The sequence below is a fragment of the Janibacter cremeus genome (assembly GCF_013409205.1).
Lineage (GTDB): Bacteria > Actinomycetota > Actinomycetes > Actinomycetales > Dermatophilaceae > Janibacter > Janibacter cremeus.
The window spans coordinates 584,744-602,324 of sequence record NZ_JACCAE010000001.1; the positions used below are offsets into that span (position 1 = coordinate 584,744).

At 73.3% G+C, this 17,581-nt stretch carries 17 protein-coding genes; 10 read left to right on the forward strand and 7 right to left on the reverse strand.

Annotation, left to right across the window (positions count from 1 at the left end; all coding sequences use genetic code 11):
* The first annotated feature begins 26 nt into the window (after nt 1–26).
* From BJY20_RS02630 to BJY20_RS02660, 7 genes are read left to right on the forward strand one after another with little or no spacing between them, the layout of a single operon-like run.
* The gene (locus BJY20_RS02630; RefSeq protein WP_185990104.1) at nt 27–2,153 is read left to right on the forward strand and encodes a VWA domain-containing protein; all 2,127 of its coding nucleotides are present in this window, start codon (nt 27–29) and stop codon (nt 2,151–2,153) included.
* Entirely contained in the window at nt 2,153–2,767 is a 615-nt protein-coding gene (cobO, locus tag BJY20_RS02635; protein ID WP_185990105.1) for a cob(I)yrinic acid a,c-diamide adenosyltransferase, read from the forward strand. The genes BJY20_RS02630 and cobO overlap by 1 nt, the downstream gene beginning before the upstream one ends.
* On the forward strand, nt 2,764–5,382 hold the full coding sequence (cobBC, locus tag BJY20_RS16350) for a bifunctional hydrogenobyrinic acid a,c-diamide synthase/histidinol phosphate aminotransferase CobBC (protein WP_343062750.1): 2,619 nt from the start codon (nt 2,764–2,766) through the stop codon (nt 5,380–5,382). Before cobO ends, cobBC begins: the two co-directional genes overlap by 4 nt.
* Nucleotides 5,379–6,161 (forward strand): uroporphyrinogen-III C-methyltransferase, encoded by a 783-nt coding sequence (gene cobA, locus BJY20_RS02645; protein ID WP_185990106.1) that lies wholly within the window; start codon nt 5,379–5,381, stop codon nt 6,159–6,161. The genes cobBC and cobA overlap by 4 nt, the downstream gene beginning before the upstream one ends.
* Nucleotides 6,158–6,955 (forward strand): adenosylcobinamide-GDP ribazoletransferase, encoded by a 798-nt coding sequence (locus tag BJY20_RS02650; RefSeq protein ID WP_185990107.1) that lies wholly within the window; start codon nt 6,158–6,160, stop codon nt 6,953–6,955. The genes cobA and BJY20_RS02650 overlap by 4 nt, the downstream gene beginning before the upstream one ends.
* A 2-nt stretch (nt 6,956–6,957) precedes the next feature.
* The gene (locus tag BJY20_RS02655) at nt 6,958–7,533 is read left to right on the forward strand and encodes a bifunctional adenosylcobinamide kinase/adenosylcobinamide-phosphate guanylyltransferase (protein ID WP_185992426.1); all 576 of its coding nucleotides are present in this window, start codon (nt 6,958–6,960) and stop codon (nt 7,531–7,533) included.
* Nucleotides 7,530–8,462: a CobD/CbiB family cobalamin biosynthesis protein gene (locus BJY20_RS02660; protein ID WP_343062751.1), complete on the forward strand. Its 933-nt coding sequence runs from the start codon at nt 7,530–7,532 to the stop codon at nt 8,460–8,462. The genes BJY20_RS02655 and BJY20_RS02660 overlap by 4 nt, the downstream gene beginning before the upstream one ends.
* On the opposite strand, the gene BJY20_RS02665 is transcribed toward BJY20_RS02660, so the two are convergent.
* Nucleotides 8,413–9,201: a cobalt-precorrin-6A reductase gene (locus BJY20_RS02665; protein WP_185990108.1), complete on the reverse strand. Its 789-nt coding sequence runs from the start codon at nt 9,199–9,201 to the stop codon at nt 8,413–8,415. The two genes, BJY20_RS02660 and BJY20_RS02665, sit on opposite strands and share 50 nt — an antisense overlap.
* Nucleotides 9,202–9,259: 58 nt before the next feature.
* On the opposite strand from BJY20_RS02665, the gene BJY20_RS02670 reads away from it, so the two are divergent.
* Nucleotides 9,260–9,970, forward strand: coding sequence for a M50 family metallopeptidase (locus BJY20_RS02670; RefSeq protein WP_185990109.1), 711 nt, complete (start codon nt 9,260–9,262; stop codon nt 9,968–9,970).
* Between the two features lie 29 nt (nt 9,971–9,999).
* Here BJY20_RS02670 and BJY20_RS02675 read toward each other — a convergent pair whose 3' ends face one another.
* Genes BJY20_RS02675 through BJY20_RS02685 form a run of 3 tightly spaced genes read right to left on the reverse strand, consistent with a single transcriptional unit; the run spans nt 10,000 to nt 13,607 of the window.
* A complete protein-coding gene (locus tag BJY20_RS02675; RefSeq protein WP_185990110.1) occupies nt 10,000–10,809 on the reverse strand; it encodes an HAD family hydrolase in 810 nt (269 codons plus the stop codon).
* Nucleotides 10,806–12,656, reverse strand: a complete 1,851-nt coding sequence (locus BJY20_RS02680; RefSeq protein ID WP_343062752.1) for a proline--tRNA ligase — start codon at nt 12,654–12,656, stop codon at nt 10,806–10,808. Before BJY20_RS02680 ends, BJY20_RS02675 begins: the two co-directional genes overlap by 4 nt.
* A gap of 54 nt (nt 12,657–12,710) precedes the next feature.
* The gene (locus BJY20_RS02685) at nt 12,711–13,607 is read right to left on the reverse strand and encodes a LysR substrate-binding domain-containing protein (protein ID WP_185990111.1); all 897 of its coding nucleotides are present in this window, start codon (nt 13,605–13,607) and stop codon (nt 12,711–12,713) included.
* Between the two features lie 72 nt (nt 13,608–13,679).
* On the opposite strand from BJY20_RS02685, the gene BJY20_RS16355 reads away from it, so the two are divergent.
* Nucleotides 13,680–14,204, forward strand: coding sequence for an EamA family transporter (locus tag BJY20_RS16355; RefSeq protein WP_343062753.1), 525 nt, complete (start codon nt 13,680–13,682; stop codon nt 14,202–14,204).
* On the forward strand, nt 14,205–14,627 hold the full coding sequence (locus tag BJY20_RS16360) for an EamA family transporter (RefSeq protein WP_343062754.1): 423 nt from the start codon (nt 14,205–14,207) through the stop codon (nt 14,625–14,627).
* 9 nt (nt 14,628–14,636) lie between these two features.
* Here BJY20_RS16360 and BJY20_RS02695 read toward each other — a convergent pair whose 3' ends face one another.
* From BJY20_RS02695 to poxB, 3 genes are read right to left on the reverse strand one after another with little or no spacing between them, the layout of a single operon-like run.
* Nucleotides 14,637–15,416 (reverse strand): SIR2 family NAD-dependent protein deacylase, encoded by a 780-nt coding sequence (locus BJY20_RS02695; protein ID WP_185990112.1) that lies wholly within the window; start codon nt 15,414–15,416, stop codon nt 14,637–14,639.
* A 4-nt stretch (nt 15,417–15,420) separates the two neighbouring features.
* Nucleotides 15,421–15,813 carry a DoxX family protein gene (locus BJY20_RS02700; RefSeq protein ID WP_185990113.1) on the reverse strand — a complete coding sequence of 131 codons (393 nt, stop codon included), beginning with the start codon at nt 15,811–15,813 and terminating at the stop codon, nt 15,421–15,423.
* A gap of 12 nt (nt 15,814–15,825) precedes the next feature.
* Complete coding sequence (gene poxB / locus BJY20_RS02705) at nt 15,826–17,550, reverse strand: ubiquinone-dependent pyruvate dehydrogenase (RefSeq protein ID WP_185990114.1); 1,725 nt, start codon at nt 17,548–17,550, stop codon at nt 15,826–15,828.
* Nucleotides 17,551–17,581 lie beyond the last annotated feature (31 nt).

A 17,581-nucleotide genomic window follows, 5' to 3' on the forward strand; every position in this document is an offset into this window, starting at 1 on the left:
GCGTGGACACTCGCCAGGAGGCCTTCGTGACCCGCTCCGAGTCTGCACCCAGCTACCCCTTCACCGCCCTCGTCGGCGCGCAGGAGCTGACCACCGCACTGGTGCTCAGCGCGATCGCCCCGGAGATCGGCGGTGTCCTCGTCCGGGGAGAGAAGGGCACGGCCAAGTCCACCGCCGTGCGCGCACTCGCCTCCGTCCTGCCCGAGCAGCAGGTGGCACAGGGCTGCCGGTTCGGGTGCGACCCCGAACGCTCCGAGGACTGCCCCGACGAGCCGCACTCCGGCCCGGCGACCACCCGACCGGCCCGTCTGGTCGAGCTGCCGGTCGGCGCCACCGAGGACCGCGTCGTCGGCTCCCTCGACCTGCGCCGTGCCCTCGGCGAGGGTGAGGCCGCCTACCAGCCGGGGCTGCTCGCCGACGCCCACCGCGGGATCCTCTACGTCGACGAGGTCAACCTGCTGCACGACCACCTGGTCGACGTGCTCCTGGACGCAGCGGCCATGGGGCGCAACACCGTCGAGCGCGACGGTGTCTCCATCTCGCACCCGGCCAGGGTCACGCTCGTCGGGACGATGAACCCCGAGGAGGGCGAGCTGCGTCCGCAGCTGCTCGACCGGTTCGGCCTGACCGTGCACATCGCCGCCAGCCGTGACCCGCACGAACGGGCCGAGGTCGTGCGTCGGCGGCTCGACTCGGACGCCGACCCCGCAGGATTCGCGGCGCGGTTCGCCGAGTCCGAGGCCGAGCTGACCCAGCGGCTCGCCGACGCCCGCGAGGCCGTGCGCCACGTCCGCCTCGACGAACGCACGCTGCGCACCATCGCCCGGGTGTGCGCCGGCTTCGACGTCGACGGGATGCGTGCCGACATCGTCACCGCCCGCACCGCCGCCGCCCACGCGGCCTGGCAGGGCCGCGACCACGTCACCCGCGCGGACATCCGCGCCGCCGCGCTGCTGTCGCTGCCGCACCGCCGGCGCCGGGCTCCCTTCGACGCACCGGGGCTGGACGAGGACCTCCTCGACGCGCTCCTGGACGACGAGCCGGAGGACGACCCGCCCGGCGGCGGGGACTCCCCCGGCGACGAAGGGGGCGGTGGGCCCGAGCAGGAGACGCCGCCGCAGGACCAGCCGGAGCAGTCCCCCGAGGAGGACGCGCACGAGGAGGACGGCTCGGGCAGCACGAACGGCCCGCGCCCCAAGAGCGAGGACTCGGCGGCCGAGGGCTCGACGGACCCGTCCACCCGGGCCGAGGACACCCCTTCGTCGGAGTCCGAGGACGCGCCTGAGGCCCCCTCCGGCGGCATGCCCACACCGGTGGGCACGGCCAGCGCGCAGCAGCCCTACCGTGCCCGCCGCCTCGAGCTGGCCGGCGTCGGCTCCGGGCCGTCCGGGCGCCGCTCCCCGGCCCTGACCCCTCGCGGTCGCACCGTCGGCGTCCACCCGGCCGGGATCGAACCGGCGGGCGCACCCGTGCACCTGACCGCCACCCTTCGCGCCTCCGCCGCTCGTCGCGCGGGCGGACTCGGTCCCGCCCGGGTCACCGGCACCGACCTGCGCCATGCCGTCACCCGCGGTCGGGAGGCCAACCTGGTCCTGCTCGCGGTCGACGCGTCCGGCTCGATGGCCGCCCGCAAGCGGATGAGCGAGGTGAAGACCGCCGTCCTCTCCCTGCTCCTGGACGCCTACCAGCGACGTGACCGGGTCGGGCTGATCACCTTCCGCGGCGCGGGCGCCGAGGTCGCGCTACCGCCGACCTCGTCCGTCGACGCCGCCGCCGCACGGCTGGCCGAGATGCCGCACGGTGGCCGCACCCCCCTGGCCGAGGGACTGAGCGAGGTCGCCCGCGTCGTCGCCCGCGAGAGGGTGCGCGACCGCAACCAGCGCGCCCTCGTCGTGATCGTCACCGACGGCCGCGCAACGGCCGGCACGCACGCCCTCGCACGGGCCCAGCGCATCGCCGACGCGTGGGGCACCGCGGCGTCCGCCATGGAGACCGTCGTCGTGGACTGCGAGTCCGGCCGCTTCCGGATGGGTCTGGCCGCCGACCTCGCCGGGCGCATGGGAGCCGAGCACATCCCCCTCGAGCAGGTCGCCGCCAGCGGCCTCGTCGAGATCGTCACCGACCGCACCAGCCCCCGAAGGAGCGCCGCCTGATGGCCCAGGGAAAGACCCCCGTCACCCCGGACGACGGGATGACCACGCGCCAGCGCCGCCACTCCCCACTCGTCGTCGTCCACGGTGGCACCGGCAAGGGCAAGTCGACCGCAGCCTTCGGGCTCGCACTGCGCGCCTGGAACCAGGGCTGGGGCATCGGCGTCTTCCAGTTCGTCAAGTCCGCGAAGTGGCGGATCGGCGAGGAGGAGGTCTACAAGACCCTGGGTCGCGTCCACGAGGAGAGCGGCCAGGGCGGCCCCGTCGAGTGGCACAAGATGGGCTCCGGCTGGTCCTGGTCGCGCAAGGCCGGCACCGAGGAGGACCACGCCGCGGACGCCCGTGAGGGGTGGGCGGAGATCAAGCGACGCCTCGCCGACGAGACCCACACGCTCTACGTGCTCGACGAGTTCACCTACGTCCTGAAGTGGGGCTGGGTCGACATCGACGACGTCGTGACGACCCTGACCAACCGGCCCGGCTACCAGCACGTCGTCATCACCGGCCGCGACCCGCACCCGAAGCTGCTCGAGATCGCCGACGTCGCCACCGAGATGACGAAGATCAAGCACCCCTTCGACCGCGGGCAGAAGGGCCAGAAGGGCATCGAGTGGTGATCCCGCCGCACCCGGCGGGTATCCCCCTTCCCCGCGTGCTCGTCGCCGCCCCCGCCTCCGGGCACGGCAAGACGACGATCGCGGTGGGGATCATGGCGGCCCTGGCCCGCCGCGGGCTGGCCGTGGCCCCGGCCAAGGTCGGTCCCGACTACATCGACCCCGGCTACCACGCGCTGGCGACCGGGCGACCCAGCCGGACCCTCGACCCGCACCTCGTGGGCGAGGGGAGGGTCGCTCCCCTCCTCGCCCGCGGCGCCACGCACCCCGATCGCGCGGACATCGCCGTCATCGAGGGCGTCATGGGCCTGCTCGACGGACGGCTGGGCACGGACGGCTTCGCCTCGAGCGCACACGTCGCGACCCTGACGCGCACCCCCGTGGTGCTCGTCGTCGACATCTCCTCGACCTCCCGGACCGTCGCGGCCACCGTGCACGGGCTCGCGACGATCGACCCGCGGCTCGAGGTGGTCGGGGTCGTGCTCAACAAGGCCGGCACCCCCCGGCACGGCGACGAGGCCAGGCGGGCCGTCGAAGCCGTCGGGGTCCCGGTGCGGGGGGTGCTCCCGCGCGATGCCGCGATGCACGTGCCCTCGCGCCACCTCGGGCTCGTCCCCGCCGCCGAACGCTCCTCTGCCGCGGCGTCCCTCGAGCACATCGCGACCGTCGCCGAGGAGCACATCGACCTCGACGCGCTGCTGTGCGCGGCCGGCACGGCACCCGATCTGGAGGAAGAGCCGTGGTCGCCCGAGCTCGTCGTCCCCTCGCAGGTCGTCGCCGGAGGAACCCGACCGGTCGTCGCCGTCGGCGGGGGACGCGCCTTCACCTTCCGCTACCCGGAGACCGTCGAGCTGCTCGAGGCGGCCGGTGCGCACGTGGTGGACTTCGACCCCGCGCGGGACGAGTCGCTGCCCGAGGGGACGTGCGGGCTCTACCTCGGCGGTGGGTTCCCCGAGGTCCACGCCCGGTCGCTGGCGACGAACCACCCTCTCGTGGAACAGATCCGCTCCGCGGTCGCCGCGGGGATGCCGACCGTCGCCGAGTGCGCCGGGATGCTCTACCTGGGCCAAGCTCTCGACGGCCACCCGATGGTCGGCGCGGTGCCCACGCGTGCCGCGATGGGCCGACGGCTCACCCTCGGCTACCGCGAGGCCGTCTCGGTGACCGACTCGGTGCTCGGGCCGGCCGGCACGCGCGTCACCGGGCACGAGTTCCACCGCACGCAGGCCACCCCCGGTGCGGGGACGAGCGCTGCCTGGTCACTCGACGGGCGCGAGGAGGGCTTCGCCCTCGACCCCGCGGGTACCGGCAGCGCCACCCTCGTCGCGTCGTACCTGCACACTCACTGGGCCGGCTCCCCCGACCTCGCGGCCTCCTTCGTCGCCGCTGCGCAGGACTGGAACGCAAGGAGGGGTGGCGCTGAGAGCGCTTCCCACGAACGCGGATCGGGCGGGATGCATCTGGCAGGACGTCGTGGCGCGGGAGGGAGTGCCCCGACTCAGGGGCTGAGCTTGCGAAGCCCCAAGGGGCGCCCCTGCCGGTCCACGACGTCCGGGCCACCAGCGGAACCCCCGCCCCACAGCGACCCGCTGCGTCACCACGGCGACGTCGAGCTCGCGGACGACCTCATCGACCTCGCGGTCAATGTCCGGCTCACCCAACCACCGGCGTGGCTGGCCTCGGCCCTGGCCGACGAGCTGGCCTCGGTCGCGACCTACCCGGACGCCACCCGCGCCCGCGACGCGATCGCTGCCCGACACGGCCTGGCCCGCGAACAGGTGCTCCCCACCAGTGGCGGCGCCGAGGCCTTCACCCTGCTCGCCCGGGCGATGGCGCCCCGCGACGCCGTCGTCGTGCACCCGCAGTTCACCGAGCCCGAGGCAGCGCTCGTGGCTGCCGGGCACGACGTGCGCCGGGTGCTGCTGCGCGGTGAGGACGACTTCACCCTCACCGACGCCGCCGTCGAGGAGATCGGGGACGCGGACCTCGTCGTCATCGGCAACCCGACCAACCCGACCGGCGCCCTCCACCCGGCCGATGCCCTTCGCTCCCTCGTGCGGGCAGGGCGGGTGCTCCTCGTCGACGAAGCCTTCATGGACGCCGTGCCCGGCGAGGTCGAGTCGCTCCTGCCCGGTGACCTCGCCGGTGTCATCGTCGTGCGCTCGTTGACCAAGACGTGGGCCGTCGCCGGCATCCGGGCCGGGTACGTCGCCGGCGACCGCGACCTCGTCGCGGCCCTGGCCACCCAGCAGCCGCACTGGTCGGTCGGGTCGCTCGCGCTGCGCGTGATGACCGAGACGGTCGCCCCGCACGCCCTGGGCGAGGCCGCCCGCGCCGCCGACGAGCTGGCCCGCTGGCGCGCCCACCTGACCGCCGGGTTGGCCGGCCTCGACGTCCCGACGAGCGGGACGCACGCCCCCTTCGTCCTCGCCCGGGTCGGTCCGGGAGTCCGCGAAGAGCTACGCGCTGCCGGCTGGGCGGTGCGCAGGGGGGATACTTTCCCCGGGTTGGACCCTTCGTGGGTACGGATCGCCGTCCGTGACCCGCACACCATCGACGGCCTGCTGCGTGAGCTGGGTCGGATCCTGCCACGACGAGAACGCACGAGGTCAGCATGAGCACTCCCACCCCCGAGCCGACCGGACGGGTCCTCCTCGTCGGTGGCGGACCCGGCGACCCCCGCATGCTCACCCTCGCCGGCCGGGACGCGCTGACCGCGGCGGACGTCGTCGTCACCGACCGGCTCGCGCCGCTGGCGGCCATCGCCGAGCACGCCCCGCACGCCGAGGTCGTCCACGTCGGCAAGATCCCGCGCGGCGAGTTCACCCCGCAGGAACGCATCCACGAGATCCTCCTGACGCACGCCCGCGCGGGGAGGACCGTGGTGCGCCTGAAGGGTGGCGACGGCTACCTCTTCGGCCGCGGCGGCGAGGAGTGGCAGGTCTGCACGCAGGCCGGCATCCCCGTCGAGGTGGTCCCGGGTGTCTCCTCGGCCTTCGCCGTCCCCGCCCTCGCCGGTATCCCGGTCACCCACCGCGGCCTGTCCCAGGGCGTGGCCGTCGTCTCCGGTCACGTCGCCCCCCAGGACCCCCGCAGCGAGGTCGACTGGCAGGCGCTGGCCACCTCCGGCCTGACGATCGTCGTCCTGATGGGCGTGGCCACCCTCGGCCCGATCGCGCAGACCCTCATCGACGCCGGCCTCGACCCGGCCACCCCCGCCGCGTCCATCGCCGACGGCGCGAGTCCGCAGCAGCGGGTCGTGCGTGCTCCCCTGTCCTCGATCGCCACCACGGCCGACGAAGGGGGCATCGCCCCGCCCGCGATCACCGTCATCGGGGACGTCGTGGCCGCCTTGGAGGGCATGCCGCACGTGCCGGGCACGGAGGACGTCGGGTGAGCACCCTCGGCGACGGGCTGCGGTTGGCGGTCGGGACCTTCACACGGATCCCGAGCGGCAGCGTCACCCTTGATGACCGCACGGCACGCACGGCGCTGCTGCTCGCACCGGTCGCGGTGCTACCGCTCGCCCTCGTCGCCGGGGTGATCGCCGCGGGTGTCGAGGTGGGGCTGCCTCCCTTCGTCGCGGCCGGGCTGGTGCTCCTCGTCCTCGCGTACGGCTCCCGGGCGATGCACCTCGACGGGCTCGCCGACGTCGTCGACGCGTTCGGCGCCGGATGGGACCGCGATCGCGCCCTGACGGTGATGCGCCGTGGCGACATCGGGCCGATGGGTGCCGCCGCCCTCGTGCTCACACTCCTGCTCCAGGCCGGCGCGATCACCGACCTCCTGGGCGCCGGGTGGCGTGGAGCCGTCGTCGTGGCGGCCGCGGTGCTGCTCTCCCGGTCGGTGTGCGCCCGGCTGTGCGCAACGGATGCGACGCCGGCGGCCGGCTCGCGGATGGCCGCGGCCTTCGTCGGCACGGTGCCGGTACTGGCCGCCGGAGCTCTCGCACTGGTCATGGCCGGGGTCCTCGCCCTGACGGCTCTCCCCCAGCTCTCCCTCCTCGAGGGCAGGGACCTGCTGCGCGGCGCCCTCATGGTCCTCCTCGCGCTCGTCCTCGCTCTGCTGGCCCCGACCCTGCTGCGCGACAAGGCCGTCGCCGTCCTCGGCGGGGTCAACGGCGACGTGCTCGGGGCCGCGGTCGAGATCACCTTGACCACCGTCCTGGTCGTCCTCACGCTGGCGTGGTGAGCATGCGCGTCCTCGTCACCGGTGGTGTCCGCTCCGGCAAGTCCCGGCACGCGGAGTCGCTGCTGCTGCCCCCACACCTGCCGATCGACGCCCCGGTGACCTACCTGGCCACCGGGCCCCGGCTCGACGACGCCGACTGGGCGGCCCGCGTCGCCCTGCACCGGAGCCGACGGCCCGCGTCGTGGTCGACGGTCGAGACCACCGACGCCGCTGCGGCACTCACCGCCGCCACCGGCCCGGTCCTCCTGGACTGCCTCGGCACGTGGTTGACCGCACAGCTCGACGAGCTCGGGGCATGGGAGTCGCCGGAGTCCCGGTGGGGGCACCAGGTCGACGAGCGCATGGCCGCGCTCGACTCCGCCTGGCGCGCATCACCGCACGTCGTCGCCGTGACGAACGAGGTCGGCTGGGGCGTGGTCCCCGAGCACCGTTCCGGGCGGATCTTCGCCGACCGGCTAGGGCTGCTGGGCCAACGCCTGGCCGCGAGCGCCGACCGGGTCCTCCTCGTCGTCGCCGGTCAGGTGCTCACCGTCAAGGACACGGCCGAGGACCCCGACCCACCCAGGGGCGGGGCGTGAGGCTCCCGACGCCCCCACCCGTGGTGGTGGGCCTGGTCGCGGGATGGGCGGCCGACCACCTCCTCGGCGACCCGCGTCGCGGGCATCCCGTGGCGCTCTTCGGCACGTGGGCCGGCTGGGTCGAGGAGCGCAGGTACACCGACTCCAGGGCCGCTGGGGTCGTCACCGAGGCGATCGTGCTCGCGCCGGTGCTGGTCCTGGGCCTCGTCGCCTCCCGCCTGCCTGCTGCGGCCGGGGCCGGGGCGACCGCCACCCTGACCTGGGCCGCTCTCGGCGGCACCAGCCTGGGTCGCGAGGGCACCGCGGTGCACGACCTCCTCGCCGCGGGCGACCTGCCGGCGGCGCGGGCCCGGGTGGGCAACCTCGTCGGCCGGGCCACGGGCGATCTGTCCACGGACGACGTCGCCCGCGCGGCCGTCGAGTCGATCGCGGAGAACTCCTCGGATGCCGTCGTCGGCACCCTCGTGTGGGGCGCACTCCTCGGACCGCCCGGGGTGGTGCTGCACCGCGCGGTCAACACCCTGGACGCGATGCACGGGCACCGCACGCAGCGCTACGCGAGATTCGGGTGGTCCGCGGCCCGCCTCGACGACGTCCTCGGCTGGGTGCCCGCGCGGGTGACCGTCCTCGCGACCGCCGCGGCGACCCCCCTTCGCGCCGGCGTGGTCGTGCGCACCGCAGTCCGGGACGGCCACGCCCACCCCAGCCCCAATGCCGGCCCGGTCGAGGCCGGCTTCGCTGCCGCTCTCGACCTGCGTCTGGGCGGACGCACCGTCTACACCAGCGGGGTCGAGGAGCGTCCGATGCTCGGGCGCGGCCGTGCGGTCGCCGTCGCGGACCTCCCGCGGGCGGTCGCCCTGGCCCGGCGGGTCGGCGCCATCACGCTCGCGGCAGCCGTCGTCCTGAGGGTCGCCGTGGGCGCCCGCTGAGCACCTGATCGACCCAGTCGGCGGCGGCACCGGCATCGCTGACCTGCTCGACGCCGTCGGCGCGCGCGGGCCGGGCAACGACGACGACCGGGATCCCCAGGGTCGCGGCGGCGGTGAGCTTGGCGGCGGTGAAGCTGCCACCGGAGTCCTTCGTCAGCAGCACGTCGACACCGTGCTCACGCATCAGCGTCTCCTCACCGGCCACGTCGAAGGGGCCGCGCGAGCGCAGCACCGTCCACGGCTGCGGCAGGGGGTCCTCGTGCGGCTCGACGAGCCGCACGAGGACGTCCCGGTCGGCCCAGGCCCCGACGTGGTGGTGCAGGGTCTGCCGACCCGTCGTGACGAAGGGGGCCCTGCCCAGGGCGTCCGCCGCCTCACGGGCGGCGACATGGCCCTCCACCCACGTCCAGCGGGCGGCATCGGGGTGGTCCGTCCAGCCGGGGCGGGCCAGACGCAGCAGCGGCACGTCGACCTGCGCGCAGGCCTGCGCAGCATGGGAGCCCATCGTCTGCGCGAAGGGGTGCGTCGCATCGACGACGGCGCTCACGTCGTGCTCGGTGATCCACTCGACGAGCCCGTCCACTCCCCCGAAGCCGCCGATGCGCACCGGCCCGACCGGCAGTCGTGGTTTCGACACCCGGCCGGCGAGCGATGAGGTGAGGGTGACTCCCTTCGCCGCCAACTGCGCAGCGAGGTCACGGGCCTCGGCGGTCCCACCGAGGACGAGGACGTGGGTCATGCGTCCAGACTGTCACGGCGATGACGAGCGGCGAGGGTGACCCCGTACGGTCTGCGACGTGGACCTGCTCACCGAGATCACCGGCCGGGCGGTGCCGTCGGCCCGTGCCCCGCAACTGGCCGCACCGGGCCTGCTCGCGGTACTGGCGCTCGCCGCGGTTGCCGTGGCGTGGTGGCCCGCCTGGCGGGTGCTGCGCCTGGTCGTCACGCTCGTGCACGAGCTCGGCCATGCCGTGGTCGGGGTGGCCGTCGGGCGCAGGTTCCGCGGCTTCGTGCTGCGCGCGGACATGTCCGGCCACGCCGTCACCGTGGGCCGACCCAGCGGACCCGGTCTCGTCGTGACGACGTGGGCGGGCTACCCCGCCCCGGCGCTCCTGGGGATGCTGCTGGTGTGGTTGGCGGCGAAGGGGTGGACCGCCCCGGTCCTCACGGCGCTCCTGGCGGGGCTGCTGGTGGCACTGGTCTTCGTTCGGTCCGCACTGACCGGACTCGTCGTCGTCGGCTCCCTGGCCGGGGTCGCCGCCCTGTGGTGGTGGCGCGAGGACGGCCTGCAGCAGCACGTGCTCGTCGGTACCGGACTGGTGCTGCTCGCCGGCGCCTGGCGCCATCTCGCGAGCGTCCTGCGTCGGGTCGGACCGTCCAGCGACCCCGGCGCGCTGGCGCGGTTGACCGGGATCCCGGTGCTGGTGTGGCAGGTCGGGTTCGTGGCCGTCCTCGCCCTGGCATCGTGGATCGTCGGCAGTGAAGTCCTCACGGTGCTGTCCCGCTAGTCAGCAGTACTTCGTAGCGAGAGGCGTGGTCACTCGCCGTCGGCCAGCCACGGGTCGATGAGGTCGAGCACGTCGAGCAGGGTCTCCGCCACGCCGTCCGGTGTCGCGTCGATCGTGACCTGCTGGTCGGCAGGGATGTCACTGTGCGGCACCCAGATGGCGCGCATGCCGACCTCCTGGGAGCCGAGCACGTCCTCGAAGAGCCGGTCGCCCACGTAGACCGCGTTGACCGGCTCCACGTCGAGGGCGGCACACACCGCCTCGAAGGCCTCGGCGTGCGGCTTCATGACGTGCAGCTCCGAGGAGTAGACGTCGGCGTCGATGAGGTCGAGCACTCCGTCGCGGGCGAAGATCTCGCGGTGGTACTCGCCGCTCCAGATGGTGTTGGACAGCACGCCGGTCCTCAGGCCCCTGGCACGCAGGCCCTGCAGGAGCGGACGCACCTGCGCGTCGGTGTGGGTGTGCGGCTCCCAGAAGCGGCGGTACGCCGCAAGCGCGACGTGGTGTCGGTCCTCGCGGTGGTCGACGCCGGCCTCGGCGAGGATGTCGTCGAGGTGGGCACTGCGATGGTCCTCCCGCGCCCGCTGCCAGGCCGCACGTTCGGCGGCGTGCAACCGCTCGCCGAGCTCCTGCGCCCGCTCGAGGTCCTCCTGGGGGACCTCGTCGGAGTCGATCGGGATCCCGTGGACCTCCCGGGCGAAGACGCGCCACTGCTGGCCCAGGTCGATCGTGTGCCAGGGCGTGAGGGTGCCGCCCCAGTCGAAGATCACCGCGCGCACGGGCCCGGCGGCCGGGCGCTCGTGGGCGGCCAGCGGGTGGCGTACTTCGCCGACGCTCATGCGGTGGCCCCGATCTCGGCGCGGACGGCGGCGACCGCGTCGCCGACCGGGACCTCACGGCGCTCACCGGTGCGGCGGTCCTTGATCTCGACGACGCCGTCGGCCAGCCCCTTGCCGACGACGAGGATCGTCGGGACACCGATGAGCTCGGCGTCCTTGAACTTCACTCCCGGGCTGACCTTGCCGGCACGGTCGTCGAGGATCACCTCGACCCCCTTCGCCTCCAGCTGGGCAGCCAGGTCATCGGCAGCGACGAAGAGCTCCTCGCCCTTGCCGGCGACGACGACGTGCACGTCGAAGGGCGCGACCTGCCGAGGCCACACCAGGCCGACCTCGTCGTGGTTGTCCTCGGCGATGACACCGACGGCACGGGTGACGCCGACCCCGTAGGACCCCATGGTCACGGTGACGAGCTTGCCGTTCTCGTCGAGGACCTTCAGCCCCAGCGCCTCGGCGTACTTCGTCCCGAGCTGGAAGATGTGGCCCATCTCGACACCGCGCGCGAGGGTGAGCGTGCCGGTGCCGCTGGGGCTGGGGTCCCCCTCGCGGATCTCGGCGGCCTGGATGCGCCCGTCGGCGGTGAAGTCGCGCCCGTGGACGAGGTCGATGACGTGCTTGCCGGGCTCGTCGGCGCCGGTGACCCAGGCGCTGCCCTCCGGGATGCTGGGGTCGAGCAGGAAGCGGATCTGGTCCTCCGGGTACTTCTCACCTTCCGGTGCACCGTCCTCGTCGCGCTCTTCCAGGTTTTGGATCAGATCGCTCCCGCGACCCAGCACGCCGGGACCGATGTAACCCTTCGCCAGCTCGGGGTGGGAGGCGAAGTCCTTCTCCTCGAAGGCCTCGACCTCCGCGGGTGCGACCTGCGCCTCGAGGCGCTTGGCATCGACCTCCCGGTCGCCGGGCACGCCGATGGCCAGCGGCTCGCGCCATCCCTGCGGGTGCTCCTCGTCGGCGGGGTGCACGAGCATGACCAGGACGTTCTTCAGCGTGTCCGCGGCGGTCCACCCGCGACCGTCGGCACGCGGGTGGTTGGCGTTCAGCTGCGCGACGAGTGTCTCGATGGTCGGGGTGTCGGGGGTGTCCTCGACGTGCGCCGGACCGACGCCCGCCTCGACGGGGGCGGCAACGGGGATCTCCACGGCCTCGATGTTGGCCGCGTACCCGCTCTCGTCCCGGACGAAGGTGTCCTCGCCGTTGGGGCTGACCGCGAGGAACTCCTCACTCGCGCTGCCGCCCATCGCCCCCGAGTCGGCCTGGACGATGACGTACTCGAAGCCGAAGCGGTCGAAGATCTTGATGTAGGCGTCGCGGTGCGCGTCGTAGGCCTTCTGCAGACCGGCCTGGTCGATGTCGAAGGAGTAGGAGTCCTTCATGATGAACTCGCGTCCGCGCAGCACGCCGGCGCGGGGCCGGGCCTCGTCGCGGTACTTGTTCTGCATCTGGAAGATCGTCAGCGGCAGGTCCTTGTACGAGGTGTACATGTCCTTGACCGCGAGGCAGAACATCTCCTCGTGGGTGGGGCCGAGCAGCATCTGCGCGTCCTTGCGGTCGACGATGCGGAAGAGGTTGTCGCCGTAATCGGTCCACCGGTTGGTGGCCTCGTAGGGCTCCTTGGGCAGCAGGGCGGGGAACGCCAGCTCCTGGCCGCCGATCGCCTCCATCTCCTCGCGCACGATCGTCTCGACCTTGCGCAGGACCCGCAGCCCCAGCGGGAGCCAGGTGTAGATACCGGGCGCGGCGCGGCGCACGTAGCCGGCGCGCACGAGCAGCTTGTGTCCCGGCAGCTCCGCGTCGGCCGGGTCCTCCCGAAGGGTGCGGAGGAAGAGGGACGACATGCGCGTGACCACGGAAGGGCTCCTGGCGAGGTGTTGGAGGGCGTACCCGGCAAGGATATCCGCCGGTCAGCCGACGAGCGCGTCCCCCGCCTCCACGAGCCGTCGCGTCACCAGCCGGACCGCGGCGCGCTCGGCACGGTCGGGCCGGGACAGACCGACGATCCAGCGCGCGGAGACCACTGAGGTCAGGGGGCGAAGGGAGATCCCGTCACCGGGTTGCGTGGTGAACCGGGGCAGCAGGGCCACCCCCTCGCCGGCCGCCACGAGCGCAGCGATCAGCTGGTTGTCGCGAATCCGCAACCGCGGCGCGATCGTGGTCCCGGTGGCCTCCCCGAGGCGCTGGAGGACGGTGTCGAAGGGGAAGTGCTCCGGGACGCCGATCCACATCTCGTCGACGACGTCCCCGGGGCGGAGCGCCTCGCGGGCGGTCAGTGGATGGTCCTGCGGCAGCGCGACGTCGAGCGGCTCACGCAGGAGCACCGTGCGTCGCAGGCCCTGCGCGCCTGCCGGCACTTCGCTGGTCAGGCTGTGCGCGATGACGATGTCGGCATCGGCGACCGCAGCGGCGTAGTCGTGCTCGGCGAGGTCCATGTCGGTGACCTCGATGGTCACCGCGGAGTCGGCCAGGGCGGCCAGGGCCCCCGGCAGCAGGGCGGTCATCGCGCTCGGGAGCCCGGCGACACGCACCGTCCCGACCGGCTGGCCGCGATGCGCGTCGAGTCGGGCCCGGACCCGGGCGAGGGCCTCGGCGACCTCATCGGCGCCGTCCGCGAGCAGCTCTCCCGCATCGGTCAGTCGCAGCCCTCGGCCATCCGGCTCGACGAGTCGGGTCCCGGCGGCACGTTGTGCCGTGCGCAGCTGCTGCGACAACGCCGAGGGGGTGCGGTGCGTGGCCGCTGCGACGGCCACGAGGCTGCCTCGCTCACGCAGGTCCCGCAGCAGTTCCAGGTGCCGGATGTCCACGTAGGCACCCTAAAGGAATAGTGCATTTTGATTCGCTTGTCCTGCATGGACGGGTGGCCTCAGGATCGGACCGTGCCCCTTCGTCACCGTTTGCTCGCCGTCCTCGTCGCCGTCCTGTGGGGCGCGAACTTCATCGCCATCCACGCCTCGCTCGAGGTTTTCCCGCCCTTCCTGTGCGCCGCCCTGAGATTCCTCCTCCTGGCGATCCCGACGGTGCTGTTCGTCCCGCGCCCCCGGGTGCCCGCGCGCTGGCTCATCGGCTACGGCCTCGGCTTCGGCGTGCTGCAGTTCGCCTTCCTCTACCTGGGGATGAGCCTGGGCATGCCTGCCGGTCTGGCATCCCTCGTCCTGCAGAGCTCGGCCCCCTTCACCGTCGTCCTCGGGGCGGTCCTCCTCGGCGAGCACGTCACGGGGCGGGCCGCCGCGGGGCTCGCCCTCGCCGCCTTCGGCATGGCGGTCGTCGGCTCCCAGCGACTGTCCGGTGAGGCGGGCATTCTTCCCTTCCTCCTCACCCTGCTCGCCGGCCTCGGCTGGGCCTTCGGCAACCTCGCCGCCCGGCAGGCCGCTCCCCCGAAGCCGCTGCACCTGGCGCTGTGAATGACCGTCGTGCCGCCCCTGCCGCTGCTCGCGATCTCCGCCGTGGTCGAGGGACCGGGGAGCATGTGGCGTTCCCTCACCGGGTCCTTCTCCACCGGTCCGCAGGAGCTGCTCGCGTGGGGCGGCCTGGCCTACACGGCTCTCGTGGCGACCGTCGTGGGGTCGGGCCTGTGGACGTGGCTGATGTCGCGGCACAACGCGGGCTCGGTGGCCCCCTTCTCCCTGCTCGTGCCGATCACGGGCCTGACCCTGGCGTGGGCGCTGCTCGGGGAGACGCCGTCCCCGGTGGAGCTGGTGGGCGGGGTCCTGGTCATCATCGGCGTGTGGGCCACGACCCGCCGACGCGCGACCCTGCCCCCTTCGTCCCCGACGGGTGCGCCCCGCGTCGCCGTCCCCACGGGTGGGGCCGCCTCGGCCCGGTAGCCGGCCGGGTCACTCCCCCACCGCAGCGACGAGGGCCGGCAGCACCTCGGCGGCGGTGCCCCGCACGACGTGGTGGCACATGTCGGAGACCTCGGTCTCGGTCGGGTTGATCTCGATGACCGTCGCCCCCTCCGCGCGGGCCATCGCCGGGTAGCCGGCCGCCGGGAAGACGAGCCCGGAGGTGCCGATGACCAGCGTGACGTCACCGGGCTGAAGCGTGTCGATCGCGGCCTCGGTCGCCTCGACGTCCGCCTCGGGCAGCATCTCGCCGAACCACACGACGCCGGGGCGTACGTGCGCCCCGCACTCGGGGCACTGCGGCGGGACGAGGCGCTCCTCCGGCTCGGCCGGGAGGTCGACCTCCCCCTCGTACGGGGAGTCGCAGTCGGTGCACCGCAGCGCGAACAGGGACCCGTGGACGTGGGCGGCCACGCTCGAGCCGGCGCGCTCGTGGAGGTCGTCGACGTTCTGCGTGGAGATCATCACCTCCCGCAGCCGCGCGAGCTCGGCGAGTGCCCGGTGACCGGCATTGGGCTCGACCCCGCGCACCAGGTGCATCCGCCACGCGTACCACCCCCAGACGAAGCGGGGATCCTCCTGCCACGCCTCGGCGGTGGCCAGCTGCGAGGGATCGAACTCCTCCCACAGCCCGGTCTGCGCGTCACGGAAGGTCGGCACGCCGGACTCGGCGCTCATGCCGGCACCGGTCAGGACCATGACCCGGCGGGCACCGCGGATCGCGGCGACGACCTCCGGGGGGAGGTCAAGGGTCGTCTCGTGGGTGCTCATGGGCTCATCCCCTCCCGGCAGCGCGCAGCGCGATGCGCACGAGCGGCCACTGGAGCGGCAGCCGGGCAAGGGTCCCGGCGAAGGAGCTCCAGGCCTGCGGGGTCTGCCCGCGCCGGGCCCGGCGGGCGTGGTCGATGCTCATCTGCACGTTCGCCGGGAAGACCGCGACGAGCAGCGCCGCACTGGCCAGGCCTGCCGCTGGTCGGGTCGGCGAGATGAGCAGGCCTGCAGCACAAGCGATCTCGGCAACCCCGGAGGCGTGCACGAGCGCCCGGTCGTGGTCGCGCAGCGGCGACGGCACGATCGGCTGGAAGACCTGCGGCCGCACGAGGTGGATCACCCCGGAGGCCGCGAAGGCACTCGCCAGGAGGGTGGTGGGCAGGTCGGGTCGGGTCATCACGGTCCTCGTCTAGAAGATCTGGCGCAGGTTGGAGCGGGAGAGGTCGAGCAGCTCGTCGCCTCGACCGGACATCACCGTACGCAGTGCGTAGAGCGTGAAACCCTTGATCTGCTCGGCCGAGATCGCGGGCGGGATGGTCAGCTCCTGCCGGTCGGTGACCACGTCGACCAGGGCCGGGCCGTCGTGGGCGAGGGCCTCGCGCAGCGCACTCTCGAGCTCCGCCGACTCCGTGACCCGGATCCCCCGCATGCCGACCGACTCCGCGACCTTGGAGAAGTCGGGGTTGTCCAGGTGGGTGCCGAAGTCCGGTAGTCCGGCGGCCTTCATCTCCAGCTCGACGAAGTTGAGCGAGGAGTTGTTCAGCACGACGATCGTGATCGGCAGGTCGTACTGGCCGACGGTGAGCATCTCGCCCATGAGCATCGCCAGACCACCGTCACCGCTGAGGGTGATGACCTGCCGCTCGGGGTGGGCCACCTGGGCGCCGATGGCGTGCGGCACCGCGTTGGCCATCGACCCGTGGAGGAAGGAGCCGATGACCCGACGCTCGCCGCGGCACTCGAAGTAGCGGGAGGCGTAGACGACCGGCGAGCCGACGTCGGGGATGACGACCGCGTCCTCGTCCGCGAGGTCGTTGATGAGCTTGGCCACGTACTGCGGGTGGATCGGGCGTCCCCGCTTCGCCGGGACCGCCAGGTCGTCCAGGTCCTCGCGCGTGCGCTTGTAGTGCGCGCACGACTCATCGAGGTGGCGTCGGTCCTCGTTGCGCCGCAGCATCGGCAGCAGCTCGCGCACGGTCTCGCGCACGTCACCGACGAGCCCCAGCTCGAGCGGGGCGCGGCGCCCGAGCTGCTCGCCGCGCAGATCGACCTGGATGATCTTCGCCGTCTCCGGGTAGAACTGCCGGTAGGGGAAGTCGGTGCCCAGCATGAGGATGGTGTCGGCCTTGTCCATCGCCCGGTACCCGGAGGCAAAACCGAGGAGGCCGGTCAGGCCGACGTCGAAGGGGTTGTCCCCCTCGACGTGCTGCTTGCCGCGCAGGGAGTGCACGACCGGGGCACCGAGGGTGTCGGCCAGCTCGAGCACCTCCTGCTTCGCGCCCTCGGCCCCGACGCCCACGAGCAGGGTCGTGCGCTTCGACGTGCTGAGCAGGTCGGACGCACGCTGCAGCTGGTCGGCCGCGGGCACGACCCGCGCGCGGGCCCGCTCGATGGTCGTGACCATCGTCTCCTGCGCCTCTGCCAGGGCGACGTCGCCGGGAACGACGAGCACCGCGACGCCCCGCTGTTGGATCGCCGCTCGCATCGCGGTCTGCAGCATGCGCGGCATCTGCGCCGGGTCGGAGACCATCTCGCAGTAGACGCTGCACTCCTGGAAGAGGTTCTGCGGGTGGGTCTCCTGGAAGTAGCCGCTGCCGATCTCGGCGCTGGGGATCTGTGCGGCGATCGCCAGCACCGGCACCCGGCTGCGCTGGGCATCGAAGAGCCCGTTGATCAGGTGCAGGTTGCCCGGCCCACAGCTGCCGAGGACCACGGCCATCTGCCCGGTCAGCTCCGCGTCCGCAGCAGCGGCGAAGGCCGCGGACTCCTCGTGGCGAACGAGCTTCCACGCGATCGATCCATCCCGCCGCATGGCCTCGGTGAAGCCGTTGAGGGAGTCCCCCGGGATCCCGTAGGCCCGGGTGATCCCGTTGGCCCGCAGTGTGGCGATGACGTTGTCCGCGACGGTCGGCATGCTCGCTCCTTCGATTCGGCGTGGCTCGCCT